A 19,178-nucleotide genomic window follows, 5' to 3' on the forward strand; every position below is an offset into this window, starting at 1 on the left:
CCGGTAATCGGTGCTCTGCGTCTTACGTGGTGAGATGAGTGCTGTGCGGGATAGGCCGGTTCCGACCCGTTGACAACGCTGTCATACGCCGGGGCAGGCCGGCATCCAACCGAGGAGGAGCGTCATGCGGATCGGACGAGGCGTCGCCGCCCTGGGCGCCGTCGTGCTGGCGGCGGGGCTGACCGGCGCCTGCAGCAAGAACACCGGTACCGACGCGAAACCGGACGCGTCGCGCACCTACCACGCCACCATCTCCACCGACCCGAAAGACTCCCTCGGGCCGGCGCCGGCGGTCCCCGGCGCCACCTCCGGCGGCACCGTGCACATCCTGCAGGAGAAGGACTACGAGCACCTGGACCCGCAGCGCACCTACGTGTCCAACGCCGGCATCATCGAGCAGCTGTTCACCCGCACGCTGACCGCCTTCACCCCCAGCGGCAGGAACGCCAAGCTGGTCGGCGACCTCGCCACCAACCCCGGCACCGACGTGCACGGCGACTGCCGGGTCTGGCGGTACACGATCAAGAAGGGCATGCGGTACGAGGACGGGTCGGCGATCACCGCCGCCGACGTGGCACACGGCATCGCCCGGTCGTTCTCGCCCGAGCTGTCCGAGGGGCCGCACTACATCCAGCAGTGGCTGACCGGCAAGCAGGTCTACAACGCCGACTACCGGGGGCCGTACGACGGTGGGCAGGCGCTGCCGCCCAACCTGACCGTCTCCGGCGACACCCTGACGTTCCACTTCCCGCAGTCGCACTGCGACCTGCCGTACGCCGCGGCGATGGCCGAGACCGTGCCGGTACCGGCGAGCAAGGACACCGGCACGAAGTACGACCGGCATCCGTTCTCGTCCGGGCCGTACAAGATCGAAAGCTACCAGCGGGACAGCAAGCTGGTGCTGGTGCGCAACAGGTACTGGGACGCGAAGACCGACCCGGTGCGGCACGACTACCCGGACACGATCGAGGTCGATCTGGGTGCGAGCGACGTCGAGCAGACCAACCGGCTGGTCGCCGACAACGGCACCGACCGGACCGCGCTGTCGACCGCGCAGGTGCCGCAGTCGCTGATCCCCGAGGTGCAGAAGAACCCCGCGGCGATGAAGCGATCGCTGACCGGCTCCAACGGCTTCACCTTCTACTTCGCGATCAACTGCGAGCGGATCACCGACCCCACCGTGCGCAAGGCCATGTCGTACGCGGTGGACCGGGGCGCGATCGTGCAGGTACTCGGCGGGCCGCGGGCGGCGCGGCCGGCGACCACGCTGCTGTCGCCGACGGTCGCCGGCTGGCAGAATTTCGACGCGTTCCCGGCCGGCGCGCACGGCAACCTGGCGAAGGCGAAGAAGCTGCTGAACGGCCGCCACCCCACCCTCACGTACGCCTACGCGAACAGCGCGGTCAACCAGCGGGAGGCGCCGCTGGTGCAGCAGATGTTCCAGCGGGCCGGGTTCAAGGTCGTGTTGCGAGCGCTGGATGCCACCAGCTACAACACCGCGCTCGGCAAGCACCCGAAGTACGACTTCTACCAGACCGGGTGGGGTGCGGACTGGCCGTCGGGAGCGGCGACGATCCCGGTGCTGTTCGACGGCCGCTCCATCCGGCCCAACGGAAACAACGACACCGCCTACTTCGAGCAGCCGTCCATCGACAAGCACATCGACGAGCTGAACCAGCTGCCCGCGGCGAAGGCGGGGCCGCGGTGGTCGGCGCTGGAGAAGCAGATGATCTCCAGCTACGCCCCGGTCGTCCCGCTGTACTACCAGCAGTCGTTCCTGTTGCACGGCTCGAAGATCGGCGGCGCGTTGCTGTCCTCCACCGGCGCCGAGTCGTTCCTGAACCTCTACGTCCGGCGGTGAGCGCGGTGCCCGGACGGGTCACCGGACTCGCCCGGGCGACCGGTCAACCCAGCACCGCCGACAGCTCCGCCGGGCCGGCGTTCCCGCCGGTGACGACGATGCCGACCCGGCGGCCGGCGTACCGGTCCGGGTCGGCGAGCAGCGCGGCGAGGCCGGCGGCACCCGCCGCCTCGGCCAGCGTGTGCGCCCGGGTCAGCAGCACGTGCTGGGCGGCACGCAGCTGCTCGTCGGACACCAGCACGAAGTCGTGCAGGTGGGCGCGCAGCAGCTGCTGGGTGAGCGGGAAACCGCTGCCGGTGGCGAGCCCCTCCGCGACGGTACGGTTCGGCGCGTCGACCGGCTCGCCGGCGCGCCACGACTCGTACGCGGCGGGGGAGGCGTCCGACTGCACGCCGATCACCTCGCAACCCGGCGCCAACGCGGCGCCGACCACGCCGGCCGCGGCGGCGCCGGAGCCGCCACCGACCGGGACCAGCAGCGCGTCGAGGTCCGGGTGCGCGGTGAACAGTTCGATGTAGGCGGTGCCGACCCCGGCGATCAGGTCCGGCTCGTGGGCCGGCCCGACCAGCCGCATGCCGTTCGCGGTCGCCTCCGCGTACCGCTGCGCCGCGGTCAGATCGGCGCCGTGGCAGTCGGCCCGCGCGCCCAACGCCCGTACCGCGGCGAGCTTGGTCGGGTTCGGATTCGCCGGCATGACGATCCGGCACGGCGCGCCGAAGCGCCGGCACGCGTAGGCGATCGACTGGGCGTGGTTGCCGGTCGAGTAGGTGACGACGCCGCGGGCCCGGTCGGCGGCGGACATCCCGGCGAGCAGCGCGACGCCGCCGCGGACCTTGAACGCGCCGGTCGGCTGCACGTGCTCGTGCTTGACGACCACCCGCGCCCCGGTCGCCTCGTCCAACAGCGGGTACGACCAGGCCGGGGTCGGTGGCAGCACCCCGGCGATCGCCCGGCCGGCCCGCAGTACGTCGTTGAGGTTCATCCGCCCAGTCTCGCCGGTCGCGTACCGGCCGGTGCAGTACGGTCCTGATCGCCGCCGCCGAATCCTGATCGGGACGTTTCGGTGCCCGGGTCATGGGCAGCCGCCAACGGGATACCCGCCGGTTCGGACGAGGCATCCGTTCGGGTCGCCGTGCCGGCGGAGGCGAGCCGGTACCGGGGTGGCCATGGGTGAACTGTTGGCGTTGGCCGCCGCGGTCTGTTTCGGTACGAACCACGTCCTCAGCGCGCTGCTGGCCCGGCGTTCCGGCAGCTTCGCGGTGGCGCTGACCGGCCAGATCGGCGGCACGCTGCTGGTGCTCGCCGCCGCCCTGCTGATCGGCGCCCGGCACGTCGCGCCGACGGCACTGGGCCGGGGCGCGCTGTCCGGGCTGGGTACCGGTGTCGGAATCAGCTACCTGTACCGCGGCATGAGCCGCGGCAACCTGAGCATCGTGGTCCCGCTCAGCGACGTCGCCGGGGTCGCACTGCCGGTCCTGACCGGCGTCGCGCTGCTGGGCAATCGGCCCTCACCGCTGGCCTGGTGCGGCATCGCCGCCGCGCTGCCCGCACTGTGGTTGGTTTCGCGGGGGCCGAACGCCGGTCGCCGGCGATCCCGGTGCTGGTCGGGCTGACCCTGATGCGCGAACGACTCTCCCGCGGTCAGGCCGTCGGGCTGGTCGCCGCCGGCGCCGCCATCGTGTTCATCGCCGCCGGATGAGCCCGGCCGTGGCGCGCCGCGGGTGCACCCGGCGGACCAGTTCAGTTCGGTTCGCCGACCGGGGTGGTGGTGAAGCCGCCGCCGAGCAGCTCGTCGCCGGGCGCCGGGGACGACTCGGCGAGGATCCGCTCGGCGAACCGTTCCGCGTCGTCGCGGGGCGAGTAGCCGAGCGCCCGCGCCTCGGCCAGCGAGTAGTGCCCGCGGGTGTTCGCGGACGCACCCCACACCACCCGGAAACCCGGGCTCGGCGCGGACAGGCACGCCTCGAACAGCCGGGCCCCGTCGTCCGGCGACAGCCACGTCGCGAGGCCGCGGATGCCCGGCGGCTCGGGGAAGCAGGAGCCGATCCGGATGCACACCACGTCCAGCCCGAACCGGTCGTGGTACAGGCTACCCAGCGCCTCGACCGCCACCTTGCTCACGCCGTAGTAGGTGTCCGGGCGCGGCGTCGACTCGGCCGGGAAGCCGGCGTCGCCGGCATCGCTGACCGGCCGCATCCCCACCGCGTGGTTGCTGGACGCGAGGATCACCCGAGGTACGCCGGCCAGCCGCGCGGCCTCCAGAACGGTCCGGGTGCCGTCGATGTTGACCGCGAGGATCTGCTCCCACGGTGCCTCCCGGCTGATCCCGCCCAGATGGATCAGCGCCGCCGCGCCGCGGCACGCCGCCGTCATCGCGGCCAGGTCGGTCACCGACGCGGTGACCAGTTCCACCTGCTCGCCCGGGCCCGCCGGCGGCTGCTCGGCGCGGTCCAGCAGCCGCAGCCGTCGACCCGGGCGGGCCAGCCGGGGCCGCAGCAGCGCGCCCACGGTACCGGCGGCGCCGGTGACAAGTACCGTCTCGGTCACGATCGACCCGTCCCTTCCGTTGCCCGGCAAGCGGGTCCGATCCGTTGCGCGGCAGGCGTTGCCGAGCCGGGCGAGCCGAACCCGGTCGACTCGTACCGGGTCATCGGATGCCGGCGCGGCGCAGCTGGGCGCCGAGCTCCTCGGTGATCTCCCGCAGCAGCCCGCAGACCCGCCGTACCGTGGCGTCGGTGGCCTTGGCGACCGGCATCGAGCAGCTCAACGCGTCGGTGGCGGGGATCCGGTAGCCGATCGCGACGGCGGCGCACGCCACCCCGGGCGTGCCCTGCTCCGACTCGGTCGCGTACCCCTGGGCGCGGACGCCGGCCAGTTCGGTGCACAGGCCCTCCCGGCTGGTGACGGTGTGTTCGGTCAGCGCCGGCAGCCGGGCGGGCAGCAGCCGGGCGATCTCGTCGTCGGTCAGCTCGGCCAGCAGCGCCTTGCCCAGCGCGGTGGCGTGCGCCGGCAGGGTTCGGCCGACCCGGGAGATCAGGTGCACCGAGTGCCGCGACTCCCGGGTCTCCAGGTACACCACCTGGTCGCCGCTGCGGCGGGCGTAGTGCGTGGTGAAACCGGACCGTTCGCGCAGCCGCTCCAGCGCGTCGGTGACGTACGGCAGGGCCGGGTCGCGGTCGAGGTAGGCGGTGCCGCAGATCAGCGCCCGCACCCCGAGCCGGAACCGGGTACCGCCGTCGTCGGACTCGATCCAGCCCAGATCGTGCAGGGTGCGCAGCAGGCCGTGCAGGCTGGAGCGGGGCACCCCGGTGCGGGCGTGCAGGTCCGACAGCGAGGTCCAGGCGCGGTCCGCGGCGAACGTCTCGAGCAACTCGATCGCCCGCCGGGCGGACTTCACCCCGGCGCCGGACTCGACCAGCCGATCCCCGGCCGGCTCCGCGCCCGCTGCCCGCTGGGCGCGCTGCGTCGCCGTATCCGGTGCCTGCCGTGCCATGGCGCTCCCTTCGCGGTCGGACCGCCCATCACCGTGCCCCGGCCCGATTCGTGCATTGACAGGCACGTGACCCAACACTAGCTTCTCCGGCAGGATTCTCGTACACGACATTGGTTCACAGTTCAGACTTCGTTCAGATATGTGGACAACCCCGAAGAGGGTGGAATCGTGCACGCACTCGACTGGACGGTCCTCGCCGGCTACTTCGGCGTCATGGTGCTGATCGGCCTGTGGTCGCACCGGCGCATCGGCAACGTCAGCGACTACTTCACCGCCGGTGGCCGGATGCCGTGGTGGCTCGCCGGGATCTCGCATCACATGTCCGGCTACAGCGCGGTGCTGTTCGTCGCGTACGCCGCGGTCGCCTACACCGACGGGATCACCATCTACTTCTGGGGATTCGCCACCATCGGAATCGGCGTCGGCATCGGCAGTTGGCTGTTCGCGCCACGCTGGAACCGGTTGCGCAGCAAGTACCACGTGGCCTCGCCGCTGGAGTTCCTCGCCCGGCGGTACAACGTGACCACCCAGCAGCTGCTCGCCTGGAGCGGCGCGCTGCTGAAGGTGTTCGACGTGGCGAGCAAGTGGGCGGCCATCTCGGTGGTGCTCAACGTGTTCGCCGGGGTACCGCTGACCTGGGGCATCCTGATCACCGGGGTGATCACGCTGGTCTACTGCACGGCCGGCGGGCTGTGGGCCGACGCGCTCACCGACTTCGGCCAGTTCGTCATCCAGGCCATCGCCGCGATCGTGATGATCGTCGTGGTGCTCGGCAAACTCGGCGGCATCTCGGCGATCTGGACCATGTGGGGCCAGCTGCCGCACGGCCACCTGTCACCCACCACCTCCAAGTACACCACCGTGTTCCTGCTGGTGTACGTGCTGGAGAAGACGATCGAGTACAACGGCGGGATGTGGAACCTGGCGCAGCGGTACATGGCCGCCGAGGGCGCGCCCGCCGCCCGCCGCACCGCCCGGCTGTCCTCGCTGCTCTACCTGCTGTGGCCCATCGTGCTGATGTTCCCGATGTTCGCCTCGCCGCTGCTGGTGCACGTCGACGACGCCACCACCTCGTACGCGGTGATGGCCACGACGTTCCTGCCGCACGGGCTGATCGGGCTGGTACTGGCCGGGATGTTCTCCCACACCATGGCGATGGCCTCGTCCGACGCGAACGCCATCTCGTCGGTGGTCACCCGCGACATGCTGCCGGTGATCACCAGCCGGCTGCGACACCGCGCCCACCGCGGCAGCCTCACCACCGCCCGGGTGGTCACCGTCGTGTTCGTGGCGCTGAGCATGCTGGTCGCGACCCAGTCGGCCAACCTCGGCGGCGTGCTGGCGATCGTGGTGTCCTGGGTGGCCGCGCTGATGGGTCCGATCTCGATCCCGCTGCTGCTGGGCATGCTGCCGTGGTTCCGGCACAGCGGTTCGCGCGCCGCGATCGCCTCCTGGGCCGCCGGCCTCGCCGCCTACGTGCTGGTCTACTACGTGATCCCGAGCAGCCAGGTGGTCGTGGTCGCCACCCCGATCCTGACCTCGCTGGTGGTCTACGTCGGGCTCGGGCGGATCGCCTCGGAACGCCGGCCCGGTACCGACGAGATGCTCGCCGTGGTCGGCCACGACGACACCGGCGAACCCGTCGAGCCGGCCCCCGCGCCCGCCACCGGCGGCTGAGACCGGGACCTCCCGGCGGTGCGGCGCCGTGGGCCGCGCCGGGGCGGTTCAGGTACGGGTCAGCACGAGCAGCGTCGCCTCGGTGTCCGGCACCGCGCCGTCCGGGTCGGCCGCGACCGCCCGCTCCAGCGCCGCGAAACCGGCTGCGAGCTGGTCGGCGGACATCAGCTCGAACACCGACTGGGAACGCTGCCGCAGCTGGGCGAGCCGCTGCGCCCGGGTCGTGGTGGACGGTTCGGCAACGACCTGCAGGCCGGGCGACGCGGCGAAACCGGCGGCCTCGAACGTCGCGATCTCGTCGGCCAGCGGCCGGTACATCGTGGCGTCCAGTTCCGGCCCGCCCGGGAAGTGCCGCAGCCACCAGATGTCCGGCATCCGGTCGCTGAACTGGGCGCGCAGCAGCAGCGTGCCGCCCGGCCGCAGCACCCGGGCGAGCTCCCGGGCCGCGGCGGGCGGGTCCGCCACGTGGTGCCACACCAGAAACAGCAGCCCGAAGTCGAACTCGCGGTCGGCGGCCGGGATCGCGGTGGCCGAACCGGCGAGGTAGCGGACGCGCGGGTGGGCCGACTCGCGCTCCGCGACGGAGCGCATCGCGGCCGCCGGCTCGACCCCGGTGACCGGTCCGAACGCGTCGGCCAGCAGCGGGGCGAACCGGCCCGTACCGGAGCCGAGGTCCAGCCCGGACAGCGGCCGGCGGGCCGGCAGGGCGGCGGCGAACCGGGACAGCCAGGTGTCGCTCGCCGCCGGGCCGAGCGCGCGACTGGCGTGGTAGTGGCGGTGGATGGGTCCGTCGTAGTCGACGCGCTTCATCGGTACTCCCGAAACGGGTGCGGCGGCCCTGTCCATCGTGGACAGGGCCGCCGTCGTCGTGCCGCGGTCAGACGCGCTGGAAGCAGAGTGCCGCGTTGTGACCGCCGAAGCCGAACGAGTTGTTCAGTGCTGCCGGCACCTCCATCCGGCGGGCGACGTTCGCCGCGACGTCGAGGGTCAGCTCGTCGTCCGGGTCGTCCAGGTTGACGGTCGGCGGCACGATCCCGTCCCGTACCGCGAGGATCGTCGCGATCGACTCGATCGCGCCGGCCGCGCCGAGCAGGTGGCCGGTCATCGACTTCGTCGAGGTGACCACCGGCTGCTCGCCGACCGCCTTGCGGATCGCGGCGATCTCACCCATGTCCCCGATCGGGGTCGAGGTGGCGTGCGCGTTGACGTGCGCGATGTCGGCCGGGGAAAGCCCCGCGTCGGCGATCGCCAGCCGCATCGCCCGCGCCTGCTGGGTGCCTTCCGGGTCCGGCTGCACGATGTCGTACCCGTCGGAGGTCAGCGCGGCACCGGCGAGCTTCGCGTACACCGTCGCGCCGCGAGCGGCGGCCCGGTCGGCACGCTCCAGCACCACCACGCCCGCACCCTCGCCGAGGACGAACCCGTCCCGGCCCTTGTCGAACGGGCGGGACGCCCGGGTCGGCTCGTCGTTGCGCGTCGACATCGCTCGCATCGCGGCGAAACCGGCGATCGGCAGCGGGAACGCCACCGCCTCGGTACCGCCGGCCAGCACCACGTCGGCCCGGCCGGACCGGATGATGTCCAGCCCCAGCGCGATCGCCTCCGAGGAGGTCGCGCAGGCGCTCGCGGCCGAGTGCACGCCGCCGAGCACCCGGAACTCCAGCCCCACGTAGGCGGCCGGGCCGTTCGGCATCAGCATCGGCACGGTGTGCGGGCTGACCAGCCGCGGCCCCTTGGCGAGCAGCCGGTCGTGCTGGTCGACCAGGGTGCGCGCGCCGCCGATGCCGGTACCGACGCTGACCGCCAGCCGTTCCCGGTCCGGGTCGTCCTCGTCCAGGCCGGCGTCCCGCCAGGCCTGCCGCGCGGCGACCAGGGCCGCCTGCTCGGACCGGTCCATCCGCCGGGCCTTCACCCGGTCGATGTGGTTGGTCGGGTCGTCGACCATCAGCCCGGCAATGCGCACCGGCAGCTCGGCCGCCCAGTCGGCGTCCAGAGCCCGGATGCCGGAGCGGCCGGCGATCATGCCCTCCCAGGTGGACGCGACGTCCCCGCCGAGGGGGGTCGTCGCGCCGAGCCCGGTGACTACCACTTCCGGTGTGGAGTGGCTCGTCATCGTGATGTCGCCTCCAGCGTTTCGATCGTCACCGGCCTGCCTGTGCGGCCGGCGTACCAGCCGTGGAATCCGGCCGTACCAGCCGTGGAATGCGGACGGGACGGCGGTCCGCCGGCTGCCATCCTGGCGGTGCGGGTCAGGCCGCGTTCTTCTCGATGTAGGTGACCGCGTCGCCGACGGTCTTGAGGTTCGGGACCTCGTCGTCGGGGATCTTCACGCCGAACTTCTCCTCGGCGGCGACCACGACCTCCACCATCGACAGCGAGTCGACGTCCAGTTCCTCGGTGAACGACTTCTCGTCGGCGACGTCGGACTTGTCCACGCCGGCCACCTCTTCCAGAATGTCGGCCAGGCCGGTGCGAATCTCGTCGCGGGTCATGCGGTGTTCCTTCCTTGTCCTGTCGGGTGTCGCGGCGCTTGTCGCCGTACCCGACGTCTCATGGTGCCGCACCCGGGGTGCCGGGTCGGCGACGGTCTACGAAATCGGCTACGGGCAGCGCACGATCTGCCCGGCATAGGTGAGCCCGCCGCCGAAGCCGAACAGCAGCACGGGCGCGCCGGAGGCGATCTCGCCGCGCTCGATCAGCTTCGACAGCGCCAGCGGCACCGATGCGGCCGAGGTGTTGCCGGACTCGACGATGTCGCGGGCGACCACCGCGTTGGTGGCGCCGAGCTTGGCCGCGAGCGGCTCGATGATGCGCAGGTTCGCCTGGTGCGCGACGAACCCGCCGAGCTCGGCCGGCTCGACACCGGCCCGCCGGCAGGTCTCGGCGATCAGCTTGGGCAGCTCGGTCTGGGTCCAGCGGAACACCGTCGGCCCGTCCTGCTTGATGTACCCGCGGCGCCCCTCGATGGTCAGCACGGAGCCCTTGCTCGGGTCCGAACCCCACAGCACCGGGCCGATGCCCGGCTCCTCGTCGTCCGCGACCGCCTCGACCACCGCGGCGCCGGCGGCGTCGCCGAACAGGATGCACGAAGTGCGGTCGGTGTAGTCGGTGACGTCGGTCAGCTTCTCCGAGCCGATCACCAGCGCCCGCCGGGCCGCACCGGCCCGGATCGCGTGGTCGGCGGTGGCCAGCGCGTACTCGAAGCCGGAGCAGCCGGTGTTGAGGTCGAACGCCGCCGGCGCGGTGATGCCGAGGTTGTTCGCCACCCGGCAGGCCACGTTCGGGCACCGGTCGATCGAGGAGCAGGTGGCCACGATGACCTGGTCGATGTCGTACGGGGTGAGGCCGGCGTTGGCGAGCGCCTTGCCCGCGGCGGCGGTGGCCATGTCGGCGACCGTCTCGCCCTCCGCGACCCGGCGCTCCTTGATGCCCACCCGCGTGGTGATCCACTCGTCGGTGGTGTCCACGATGCGGGTCAGGTCCTCGTTGGTGAGCACCTTCGCCGGCTGGTAGTGGCCCATCGCGACGATCTTGGTACCGCGTGCGGGACCTGCGGGGATGGTCATGCGTTGTCTCCCGTCGAGGCGTTGCGGGCCGGCTCGCCGTGCCGTGCGATCAGGTCGCGGGCGGCGGGCAGGTCGTCGGGGGTGTTGAGGGTGACGATCTCGGGCACCCCACGGGTCTTGAGCTCGCGCTTGACCAGCCCGGCCAGGGTGCCGGCGGGCGGCAGCTCCAGCACCGCGGTGACGCCCAGGTCGGCCAGCGTGGCCATGCACAGGTCCCAGCGCACCGGGCTGGTCACCTGGCGGACCAGCCGGCGGACCAACTCGGTACCGGAGCCGACCGGGGCGCCGTCGGCGTTGGACAGCAGCTGCCGGCGCGGGTCGCTGGGGGTGATGCCACCGGCGAGACGCTGCAGCGCCTCCTCGGCCGGCGCCATGTACCGGGTGTGGAACGCCCCGGCCACCGCGAGCGGCCGCACCCGGGTACCGGCAGGCGGCTCGGCGGCGAACTTCTCCAGCGCGGCCAGCGCACCGGCGGCGACGATCTGCCCCGCGCCGTTCCGGTTGGCCGGGGTCAGCCCGGCCGCCTCGATCGCCGCGGCCACCTCGTCCGGGTCGCCGCCGAGTACCGCGCTCATCCCGGTCGGCTCCAGCGCGCAGGCGGCCGCCATCTCACGGCCCCGGACACCGGCGAGCAGCATCGCCGACTCGGCGCTCAGCGCGCCGGCCAGCGCCGCGGCGGTCAGCTCGCCGATCGAGTGCCCGGCGACGACCGCGGCCCCGGCCAGCGGCAGCTGCCCGGCGGCGACCAGCCCGGCCGCCACCAGCAGTGGCTGGGTGCGTGCGGTGTCCTTGATCTCGTCGGCATCGGCGTCGGTACCCAGGTGCACCAGGTCGGCGCCGGCAGCGGTGGACAGCCAGCGCAGCCGCGCCTCGACGCCGTCCACGTCGAGCCACGGAGCCAGGAACCCGGGCTTTTGCGACCCCTGTCCCGGGGCGAGTATCGCGAGCACGCGTTGACTCTGACCGATCCGGCGCTCTTCGCGACCGGTTCTGATCAACCAAACCCGACCACGGACGTTGTGGAGAGTCGACAAAACGAGCGTTCAACCCGCGTGATTGGCGGTACGCGGGTCCTCCGGCGGCGCTGTGAGTTGTGTCGCCTGGGCATCCGATCCGTCGCCTTGCGTGCCGCTTTCCACCGCATCGGGTAGTGCCGTCGGGTCGACGGCGCCGGCGCGGCCGTCGGCCAGCGCCGGCGCCGGCAGCGGCGGCCGCGGCGCGGCCTGGTCCAGCCGGCCCACCACCAGCGCCACTCGCAGCGCGAACGAGTCCCGCGGCTGCGTCGCGGTGAACCCGGTCAGATCGGCGATCCGGCGCAGCCGGTAACGGACGGTGTTCGGGTGCACGTACAGGGCGCGCGCGGTGGACTCCAGCACGCCGCCCGCGGCGAAGAACGCGTCCAGGGTGTCCAGCAGGTCACCGGCCCGCTGCAGCGCCCCGTACACGTTGGTGCGCAGCAGCCGGCGCGCCTCCGGGTCGCCGGCCAGCGCCCGCTCCGGAAGCAGGTCGCCGGCCGAGACCGGGCGCGGCGCGTCCGGCCAGGTGTGCGCCGCACGGTAGCCGGCGATCGCGGCTCGGGCCGACTCGGTGGCCTCGTCCAGCGACGGCACCGCGGGCCCGACCACGATCGGACCGTCGCCGAAGTCCTCCAGCAGCTTCGCGGTTGCCGCGACCGGGTCCGGTGCGCCGCCGAGCACCGCGACCAGCCGGTTGCCGTGCACCCCGCCGAGGACCTCGACGCCGATACGGCGCGCGGTGCGGTGCAGCCCGTGCAGTACCGAGGTGGCGTCGCCGGCCGGGGAGCGGCCCACCGCCACCGCGACCGGCGTCGCGTCCGACCAGCCCAGCGCGGCGGCGCGGCTGGCCATCGCGTCGCCGACCTCGCCGCGCAGCAGCGCGTCGACGAGCATCGCCTGCAGCCGCGCGTCCCAGGCGCCGCGCGACTCGGCGGCCCGCGCGTACACCCGGGCGGAGGCGAACGCGACCTCCCGGGAGAACCGCAGCAGCGCCTCGGCCAGCGCCGACTCCTCACCGGGCGCGGCCAGCTCCGGTACCCGTTCCTCGACCACGTCGATGGTCACCTTGATCAGGGCGACGGTGTGCTGCAACGAGATCGACCGGGCCAGCTCCCGGGGCGCACCGGCGAAGACCTCGTCGCCGAACTCGGGCGGCTTCGCCGGATCCCGGGTCCAGGCGGCGAACGAGTTGACCCCGGACTGGCAGATCAGCATCACCCAGCTGCGCCGGTCGGCACTCAGCTCGCGGAACCACGGCAGCGTCGCGTCCATCCGGGCGACGCTCTCGGCGGCCAGCCCGCCCGCCGCCCGCTCGATCCGGCGCAGCGTCGCCTCCAGCGCGACGCCCCGCGGCGGCTCGCCCGGCCGCGGTCCGCCGGTGCTGCGGGACGGCGACGAGACGGGCTCGCCGTCGCGCGGTTGCGCCTCGTCCGGCACCGGCCGGTCCGCTGAACTGCTCACACCCTGCAGCCTGCCACGCCGTACCGGTGCTGCCGGTCGCCAGCCCAGCGGCGGTGACGGTCGGCATCCGGCGCACCGCGCGCCGGGGTCGCGGGGTGCCCGGTCGGGCGATAGGTTCCCAGTTATGACTGATACGTCCGACTCGGTGTCCGGTGGCGTTTCCCGGGCCGCTGTCCTGGTTCCCGGTCGCCGCTACCCCGTCGAGTCGCCGCTGCTGTTCTTCGCGCAGGAGGCCGTCGAGGTACGCGACGCGTACGTGGAGCCGGTCCGCTGGACCGCGCCGGAACTCGACCAGGCCGCCACCCGCGCCTGGCTGACCGGCGCCGAGTCCGAGGCCTGGGTGTGCGGCCAGGTCAGCGACGCGATCGCCCGGGTGGAGAAGAGCCTGCCCGGCGCCCAGACCGTGCTCGTCGGCAAGTCCCTCGGCACCCGGGCCGCCTCGGTCGCGGCCGACCGGGGGCTGCCGGCGATCTGGCTCACCCCGCTGCTGCACACCCCGCGGGTGGTCGCCGAACTGGGCCGCAGCGAGGCGCCGTTCCTGCTCGTCGGCGGTACCGAGGACGAGGCGTGGGACGGCGCCGAGGCACGCCGGCTGACGCCGCACGTGGCGGAGATCCCGGGCGCCGACCACGGCATGCTGCTGCCCGGGCCGTTGGCCGCGAGCCTCGCCGCGCACGCCGTCGTCGCCACCGCGATCGAACAGTTCCTGGACACCGTCGTGTGGCCCACCGGCTGACCGACCCGAGCCACCGGCCACCCGACGCACCGGTCAGAGCCGCGCGGTCAGCCGCCTGCCGTCGTGCAGCCGTACCGGTGCCTCGACGTCGGCCAACGCGTCGAGGATCCGGCCGGCGAAGATCTCGGGCATCCGTTCGCGGACCTCGTCCGGTGTCATCCAGCGGAACTCGCTGGCCTCGTCGTTGACCGTGAGCCGGCCGCCGAGCACCCGGCACCGGAACGTCAACACGATGGTGCCGGTCGTGGTGTTCTGGTAGACCGCGCCCAACCGCACCGGGGCGACCTCCAGCCCGGTCTCCTCGCGAACCTCGCGACGCAGACCGTCCGGAACGGTCTCGCCGATCTCCAGCATGCCGCCGGGCGGTTCCCACCGCCCGTCCTCGGGCCGGCGCAGCGCGAGCACCAGGCCGTTGTCGTCCGTCACGGCCGCCGCGACCGCGACCGGATGCCGGGGCAGATCCGCCATCTTCTCAACTCCTTCGACAGGTACGGGGTGCGCGGGATTCGTCGGTAGCGGGGGCACGTCCAGAGGTGTACCGTCCGGCGGGAACCTCGATCGACAGGGAGTGGCTGGTGGCTCGGCCCCGGACCTTGAAGCCGGGTCGGCCGGCGTACCAGCAGATCGCCGATGAACTGCGTGCCTCGATCCGGTCGGGGGAACTCGGCGATGGTGACCAGCTCCCTTCCGAGACCCAGCTGATCGAGACGTTCGGCGTCGCACGGATGACGGTACGAGCCGCCCTCCAGGTGCTGCAGCACGAAGGGCTCGCGGTCGCCGAACACGGGCGAGGTGTCTTCGTTCGACAGCGGCGTCCGTTCCGCCGTCGCAGCGTCCAGCGGTTGTCCCGCAGCCAGTGGGGTAGCGGGCGGGCGATGTGGGAAGCCGACACCGCCGACGATCGGACGTTCGCCGCAACGATCGACGTCACGCGCGAGCGCGCCACCGACGACGTCGCCGAACGCCTCCGGATCCCGTCGGGTACCGACGTCGTCGTGCGGCGCCGGCTGCACTCCGTCGACGGGCAGCCGCTCCAGCTCTCGGCGGCACACCTGCCTGCCGACATCGCGGCCGGGACGGCGATCGCCGAGCCCGACGCGGGGCCGGGCGGTACGTACGCGCGGCTGGAGGAGCTGGGGCACCCACTGGAGCGGTTCGTCGAGGAGGTCCAGGCTCGGATGCCGAGCCCGGACGAGGCGCGGCTGTTGGTGCTGCCGGCCGGTGTCCCGGTGATCACCGTCGTTCGCGTGGCGCACACCTCCGAGCGGCCGGTCGAGGTCAACGAGATCGTGGTGAATTCGGACCTGTACGTGCTGGAATACGAGATCCGGCCCTGACGTCCCGAATACCTTTGACTCATCTAGATATGAGTCCTACCGTATCTCATCTAGATAAGCTGTATCTCTGGGGGTGTTGTCCTGTGTTACCTACCGAAGCGGTGCCCGGCCTGCTCGTCGGCTCACGCGCCCGGATCCGGGACTTCAGCGACCTGATTCACGGCTCGATCGCCTGCCGGGACGTGGCGATCTACCGCGCGCACCGGCGCGGAGCAACCGATGCGCAACTCGCCGCCTGGGCCGAACTCGAGGTGGCCGAAGTCCGGGCCATCGTCCAGGACGTCCACGCCGACCGCGAGGGCATCGAGCTGGACCGGGACGGGCCGCACTGGCGGGTGTTGCAGTGCTGAGCGACGGCCGGCCAGCCGCGTGGCCTCAGTTGTTCGGGGTGGGGCTGGGGGAGGGGGAGGACGGCGGCTCGGACGGGCTGACGGCGCCGCTGGGGGTCGGCGAGGCGCCGGCGTCGACCTGGAACGGTTGCGACACGGTACCCACGGTGCCGCCCTGCTCGTCCTGCGCGGTCACCGTGACGGTGCCGCCGGCCGGCGGGGCCGCCGACGCGAAGGTGCGCAGGTACGACAGGGTGCCGGTGACCGCGCGCTCGGCACCGGGGGCCAGGTCGTGCAGCGTGCCGAGCTGGCAGCCGTTCGCGTCGCACGGGCTGTCGCCGTGCACCGACAGGCCGTCCGGCGGCTGGATCACGACGACCGCGTTCGCGATCGGCTCGGTACCGGTGTTGCGGACCGTCACGGTCAGCTGGGTGTCGTGGCCGGGGCCGGTGGTGGTCGCCGGCCCGGAACCGACCGACACGGCGAGCGTGCCGCTGCCGGCGGTCGGCGTACCGCCGGAGCCGCTGTCGCCGGTCGGCTCGCTCGGGCCGGCGGTCCCACCGAGCGACGAGGTGGCGCTGGGGGCCGGGGTGGTCGGGTGCGCGGTGGACGGTGAGCTCGCCGCGGTCACCTGCTGCGGCGAGTGGCCCCGCTGGGTGGCGAGCAGCGCCCCGCCGCCGCCGAGCACCAGCACCAGGCCGGCGGCCGCGGCGGCCACGATCTGGTGCACCCGCCGCCGATGCCGGGCTGCCTGACGCACCGCGTCGGCGCCGGGTGCGGGCAGGTCGTGCAGCGCGGCGTCACGGAGGCTGTCGAACGCGGCACGCAGTTCGCGGTCGTCGTCGGGGCCTGCGTCAGGCATCGTTCACCTCCCCGCGGGGTGTGTCGGTCAGTTGCTGGGCGAGTGCGTTGCGCGCCCGGTACAGCCAGGACTTGACGGTGCCGGGGGCGACACCCTCGCGCTCGGCGATCTCCGCGACGCTCTGGTCGGCCAGATAATGCAACACCACCGCCCGGCGCTGCCGGTCGGGCAGGGTGCGCAGCGCGTCGGTGAGGGCGACGTGGTCGGGGCCCGGCCCGGGGATGTGCTCCTCACGCTGCTTGCGGGCGAACTTCATCGCGGTGCGCATGCGCCGCCACTTGCTGGTGGCGAGGTTCCAGGCGACCCGGCGCACCCAGGCGACCGGGTCGTCGTAGCCACGGAGCGTCTCCCAGCGCGGGTACGCCCGGCAGAACGCCTCCTGCACCACGTCCTGAGCATCGGAGATGTTGCCGAAGTATGCGTAGATCTGCACCGTGATGCCACGGACGTTGGCCGCGTAGAACTCGTCGAAGCTGCGTTCGGCGCTCGACGCGGAATCCGTGGCACTCACCACCCGTAGCCTAGGGGTGCGCGCCAGCGCGCCCGACGCCGAGGTCGGACGTACCGCGATTCCAGGCGCATTCATCCCGTTGGGCTCCCCGTGGGTGGCGGTGCTGCTGCCACAACACGCCACCGCCCGATCGCCGGTTGCGTCGCCCCGGCCACTTCGGACGAGCGGCGGCCGGCTCCCGATTCGTGGTTGACCTGGAGTGCGCTCCAGGTGGGATCCTCGGCGGGTGAGCGAGTACCTGACCCCCGGCGAGGTGGCGGCGCGGTTCGACGTCAGCCACGACACCCTCCGCTACTACGAACGCGCCGGCGTGCTCGGCGCGGTGGAGCGCTCGGCGAGCGGCCACCGCCGGTACCGCAGCTCCGACGTCGAACTGCTCGACCTGGTCCGCTGCCTGCGCGAGACCGGCATGCCGATCGCGGCGCTGCGTACCTTCGCCGACCTGGTCCGGGCCGGCGACGGCACCGTGGACGAGCGCATCGACCTGCTGGTCGAGCACGACGCCGAGCTCGGCGAGCGGATCGAGGTGCTCACCGCCCGCCGCCGGCACATCCAGGGCAAGATCGCCTATTACCGCTCGATTCGCGACGCGTAGCCGCCGGCGGGCGAACCCACCGGTCGCGTTCGCTCCGGGGTGGATCGCTGCGGTCGGGTCGGCACTGGGCCCGCTCCCGTCGCGGGTGGGCCCGCGGGTCACAGCAGGGCGGTGCGGGTCCAGCCGCGCCGCATCCGCACCGCGACGACGACGCCGGCGGCGAGTGCCAGGCCGAGCAGTACCGCGGCGTCTCGTACCGTCTCGCCGGCGTCACCGGCCAGCGCGGCGCGCAACCCGCCCATCGCCCAGTACCCGGGGAGACCGGCGCCACCGCCCGCGCCCAGCCCGGCATCGCGGACAGCGGCGCGAGCGCGCCGCCCAGGCCGGCCAGTAGCAGCCCGCCGACGTCGCACGCCGCGGACAGCTGGCCGTGCCCGCGGACCAGCACGGCCAGGGCGGCGCCACCGGCGAGCAGCGCGGCGCCCCAGCACAGCACCGGGACCGCCAGCAGCACCGGGTGCGGGCCCAGCCGCAGCCGCAACACCCCGGCCCCGAAGCCGAGCAGCACCAGCTGCTGCAGCAGCAGCACCGCGAACACCGCGGCGGCCTTGCCGACCATCAGCTCACCGGCGCCGGCCGGGGTGGCGCGCAGCCGGTCCCAGGTGCGCCAGGTGCGTTCGGCGAGCACCGCGTTGCCCACGATCGACAGGGCCAGCAGCGAGAACATCACCAGCATCCCGGACACCACCTGGGTGGTACCGGCCACGCCGCGCAGCGCCCGCTGGTACAGCGGGGCCTGCACGGCCATCAGCACCATCGGCATCACCAGGTAGGCGATGAGGTGACCGGGGTCGCGGGCGACCAGGACGAGGTTGTGGCGCAGCAGCACGCCGACGCGGTGCAGGCGGTCAGGCAGCGACATGGTGGGCCTCCCGGCTCAGTGCGTGGTACAGGTCGTCCAGCGACGGCCGCCGGATGTCCACGGTGGACAGCCCGGCGGTACGGGCCGGGTCGGTGACGGCGGCGGCGAGCGCGGCGCGCGGGTCGGTGCTGCTGATCCGGCGTTCGGTGCCGTCCGCGTAGCCGAGCAGCAGCTCGCCGGGCAGCCCGGTGAGCAGCTCGTCGCGACTGCCGCGGGCGATGACCCGGCCGGCCCGCAGCACCGCGAGGGTGGCGCCCAGCTCGTCGAGTTCGGGCAGGTAGTGGGTGGTGTAGCAGACGGCGGCGCCGGCGTCGGCGCGCTGCCGGACCACGGCGAGCATCGCCTGCCGGGTCTGCGGGTCGGCGCCGACGGTCGGCTCGTCGAGCAGCAGGACGGCGGGGCGGTGCAGCAGCGCCGTGGCGGTCTGGGCGCGCCGCTGCTGGCCGCCGGACAGCAGCCCGACCGCCCGGTCCAGCACGCCGGCCAGCCCGGTGGCGGTGGCGACGTCGTCGACCGCGGCGCGCAGCGCGCGGCGGCGCAGGCCGGCGAGCCCGCCGAAGACGGTGAGGTTCTGCCGGACGGTGGCGCTCGGGTAGAGAGCGAGGTGTTGCGGCGCGAGGCCGAGATGCCGGCGGGCCGCGGCGGGGCGCCGGACGGCGTCGACGCCGGCGATCTGGACGGTCCCGGCGTCCGGCCGGGTCAGGCCGGCGGTGATCTCGACGAACGTGGTCTTGCCGGCACCGTTGTGACCGATCAGCCCGACGATCTCGCCCGCGCCGACCGTCAGGTCGAGACCGGCCAGGGCGGTGGTCGACCCGTACCGCTTGGTCAGGCCGGTGGCGTGCAGCATGTCTGCCTCCCGTAAATGATCT

The 19,178-nt window shown here is 73.1% G+C and carries 20 protein-coding genes and 1 pseudogene; 7 read left to right on the forward strand and 14 right to left on the reverse strand.

Annotated elements, in window-relative coordinates:
- The first annotated feature begins 124 nt into the window (after positions 1 to 124).
- Positions 125 to 1,861, forward strand: a complete 1,737-nt coding sequence (locus Athai_RS09780) for an ABC transporter substrate-binding protein (protein ID WP_203961209.1) — start codon at positions 125 to 127, stop codon at positions 1,859 to 1,861.
- Between the two features lie 43 nt (positions 1,862 to 1,904).
- Here the strand turns inward: Athai_RS09780 and Athai_RS09785 are convergent, their stop codons facing one another.
- A complete protein-coding gene (locus Athai_RS09785; RefSeq protein ID WP_203961210.1) occupies positions 1,905 to 2,843 on the reverse strand; it encodes a threonine ammonia-lyase in 939 nt (312 codons plus the stop codon).
- Positions 2,844 to 3,027: 184 nt separating this feature from the next.
- On the opposite strand from Athai_RS09785, the gene Athai_RS09790 reads away from it, so the two are divergent.
- Entirely contained in the window at positions 3,028 to 3,474 is a 447-nt protein-coding gene (locus tag Athai_RS09790; protein WP_203961211.1) for an EamA family transporter, read from the forward strand.
- Between the two features lie 127 nt (positions 3,475 to 3,601).
- On the opposite strand, the gene Athai_RS09795 is transcribed toward Athai_RS09790, so the two are convergent.
- Both Athai_RS09795 and Athai_RS09800 read right to left on the reverse strand, forming a co-directional pair.
- Complete coding sequence (locus tag Athai_RS09795; RefSeq protein WP_239156836.1) at positions 3,602 to 4,408, reverse strand: NAD-dependent epimerase/dehydratase family protein; 807 nt, start codon at positions 4,406 to 4,408, stop codon at positions 3,602 to 3,604.
- Positions 4,409 to 4,508: 100 nt separating this feature from the next.
- Entirely contained in the window at positions 4,509 to 5,354 is an 846-nt protein-coding gene (locus Athai_RS09800; protein WP_203961212.1) for an IclR family transcriptional regulator, read from the reverse strand.
- Positions 5,355 to 5,522: 168 nt separating this feature from the next.
- On the opposite strand from Athai_RS09800, the gene Athai_RS09805 reads away from it, so the two are divergent.
- Positions 5,523 to 7,031, forward strand: coding sequence for a sodium:solute symporter family protein (locus tag Athai_RS09805; RefSeq protein ID WP_203961213.1), 1,509 nt, complete (start codon positions 5,523 to 5,525; stop codon positions 7,029 to 7,031).
- 48 nt (positions 7,032 to 7,079) lie between these two features.
- On the opposite strand, the gene Athai_RS09810 is transcribed toward Athai_RS09805, so the two are convergent.
- The 6 genes and pseudogenes from Athai_RS09810 to Athai_RS09835 form a co-directional block, all read right to left on the reverse strand.
- On the reverse strand, positions 7,080 to 7,841 hold the full coding sequence (locus Athai_RS09810) for a class I SAM-dependent methyltransferase (RefSeq protein WP_203961214.1): 762 nt from the start codon (positions 7,839 to 7,841) through the stop codon (positions 7,080 to 7,082).
- Between the two features lie 67 nt (positions 7,842 to 7,908).
- Complete coding sequence (fabF, locus tag Athai_RS09815) at positions 7,909 to 9,144, reverse strand: beta-ketoacyl-ACP synthase II (RefSeq protein ID WP_203961215.1); 1,236 nt, start codon at positions 9,142 to 9,144, stop codon at positions 7,909 to 7,911.
- A 136-nt stretch (positions 9,145 to 9,280) separates the two neighbouring features.
- Positions 9,281 to 9,523, reverse strand: a complete 243-nt coding sequence (locus Athai_RS09820; protein WP_030444347.1) for an acyl carrier protein — start codon at positions 9,521 to 9,523, stop codon at positions 9,281 to 9,283.
- 108 nt (positions 9,524 to 9,631) lie between these two features.
- Positions 9,632 to 10,597, reverse strand: a complete 966-nt coding sequence (locus Athai_RS09825) for a beta-ketoacyl-ACP synthase III (RefSeq protein ID WP_203961216.1) — start codon at positions 10,595 to 10,597, stop codon at positions 9,632 to 9,634.
- Positions 10,594 to 11,547, reverse strand: a complete 954-nt coding sequence (locus Athai_RS09830; protein ID WP_203961217.1) for an ACP S-malonyltransferase — start codon at positions 11,545 to 11,547, stop codon at positions 10,594 to 10,596. The genes Athai_RS09825 and Athai_RS09830 overlap by 4 nt, the downstream gene beginning before the upstream one ends.
- 276 nt (positions 11,548 to 11,823) lie before the next feature.
- A pseudogene (locus Athai_RS09835) lies at positions 11,824 to 12,951 on the reverse strand (PucR family transcriptional regulator); the annotation flags it as partial.
- Positions 12,952 to 13,198: 247 nt separating this feature from the next.
- On the opposite strand from Athai_RS09835, the gene Athai_RS09840 reads away from it, so the two are divergent.
- Positions 13,199 to 13,810 carry an alpha/beta fold hydrolase gene (locus Athai_RS09840; RefSeq protein ID WP_203961218.1) on the forward strand — a complete coding sequence of 204 codons (612 nt, stop codon included), beginning with the start codon at positions 13,199 to 13,201 and terminating at the stop codon, positions 13,808 to 13,810.
- A gap of 33 nt (positions 13,811 to 13,843) precedes the next feature.
- Here the strand turns inward: Athai_RS09840 and Athai_RS09845 are convergent, their stop codons facing one another.
- Positions 13,844 to 14,278 (reverse strand): NUDIX hydrolase, encoded by a 435-nt coding sequence (locus Athai_RS09845; protein WP_203961219.1) that lies wholly within the window; start codon positions 14,276 to 14,278, stop codon positions 13,844 to 13,846.
- Positions 14,279 to 14,385: 107 nt separating this feature from the next.
- Here Athai_RS09845 and Athai_RS09850 point away from each other — a divergent pair, with 107 nt between their 5' ends.
- Both Athai_RS09850 and Athai_RS09855 read left to right on the forward strand, forming a co-directional pair.
- Complete coding sequence (locus Athai_RS09850) at positions 14,386 to 15,147, forward strand: GntR family transcriptional regulator (RefSeq protein WP_203961220.1); 762 nt, start codon at positions 14,386 to 14,388, stop codon at positions 15,145 to 15,147.
- Positions 15,148 to 15,230: 83 nt separating this feature from the next.
- Positions 15,231 to 15,497 carry a hypothetical protein gene (locus Athai_RS09855; RefSeq protein ID WP_203961221.1) on the forward strand — a complete coding sequence of 89 codons (267 nt, stop codon included), beginning with the start codon at positions 15,231 to 15,233 and terminating at the stop codon, positions 15,495 to 15,497.
- A gap of 25 nt (positions 15,498 to 15,522) precedes the next feature.
- Here Athai_RS09855 and Athai_RS09860 read toward each other — a convergent pair whose 3' ends face one another.
- Entirely contained in the window at positions 15,523 to 16,338 is an 816-nt protein-coding gene (locus tag Athai_RS09860) for a COG1361 family protein (protein ID WP_203961222.1), read from the reverse strand.
- Complete coding sequence (locus tag Athai_RS09865; RefSeq protein ID WP_239156837.1) at positions 16,331 to 16,849, reverse strand: SigE family RNA polymerase sigma factor; 519 nt, start codon at positions 16,847 to 16,849, stop codon at positions 16,331 to 16,333. The genes Athai_RS09860 and Athai_RS09865 overlap by 8 nt, the downstream gene beginning before the upstream one ends.
- 226 nt (positions 16,850 to 17,075) lie before the next feature.
- On the opposite strand from Athai_RS09865, the gene Athai_RS09870 reads away from it, so the two are divergent.
- Positions 17,076 to 17,444 carry a MerR family transcriptional regulator gene (locus Athai_RS09870; protein WP_203961224.1) on the forward strand — a complete coding sequence of 123 codons (369 nt, stop codon included), beginning with the start codon at positions 17,076 to 17,078 and terminating at the stop codon, positions 17,442 to 17,444.
- On the opposite strand, the gene Athai_RS09875 is transcribed toward Athai_RS09870, so the two are convergent.
- The gene (locus Athai_RS09875) at positions 17,380 to 18,306 is read right to left on the reverse strand and encodes an ABC transporter permease (RefSeq protein WP_203961225.1); all 927 of its coding nucleotides are present in this window, start codon (positions 18,304 to 18,306) and stop codon (positions 17,380 to 17,382) included. The two genes, Athai_RS09870 and Athai_RS09875, sit on opposite strands and share 65 nt — an antisense overlap.
- Positions 18,293 to 19,156 (reverse strand): ABC transporter ATP-binding protein, encoded by an 864-nt coding sequence (locus tag Athai_RS09880; protein ID WP_203961226.1) that lies wholly within the window; start codon positions 19,154 to 19,156, stop codon positions 18,293 to 18,295. Before Athai_RS09880 ends, Athai_RS09875 begins: the two co-directional genes overlap by 14 nt.
- Positions 19,157 to 19,178 lie beyond the last annotated feature (22 nt).

It is taken from the genome of Actinocatenispora thailandica (assembly GCF_016865425.1).
GTDB lineage: Bacteria > Actinomycetota > Actinomycetes > Mycobacteriales > Micromonosporaceae > Actinocatenispora > Actinocatenispora thailandica.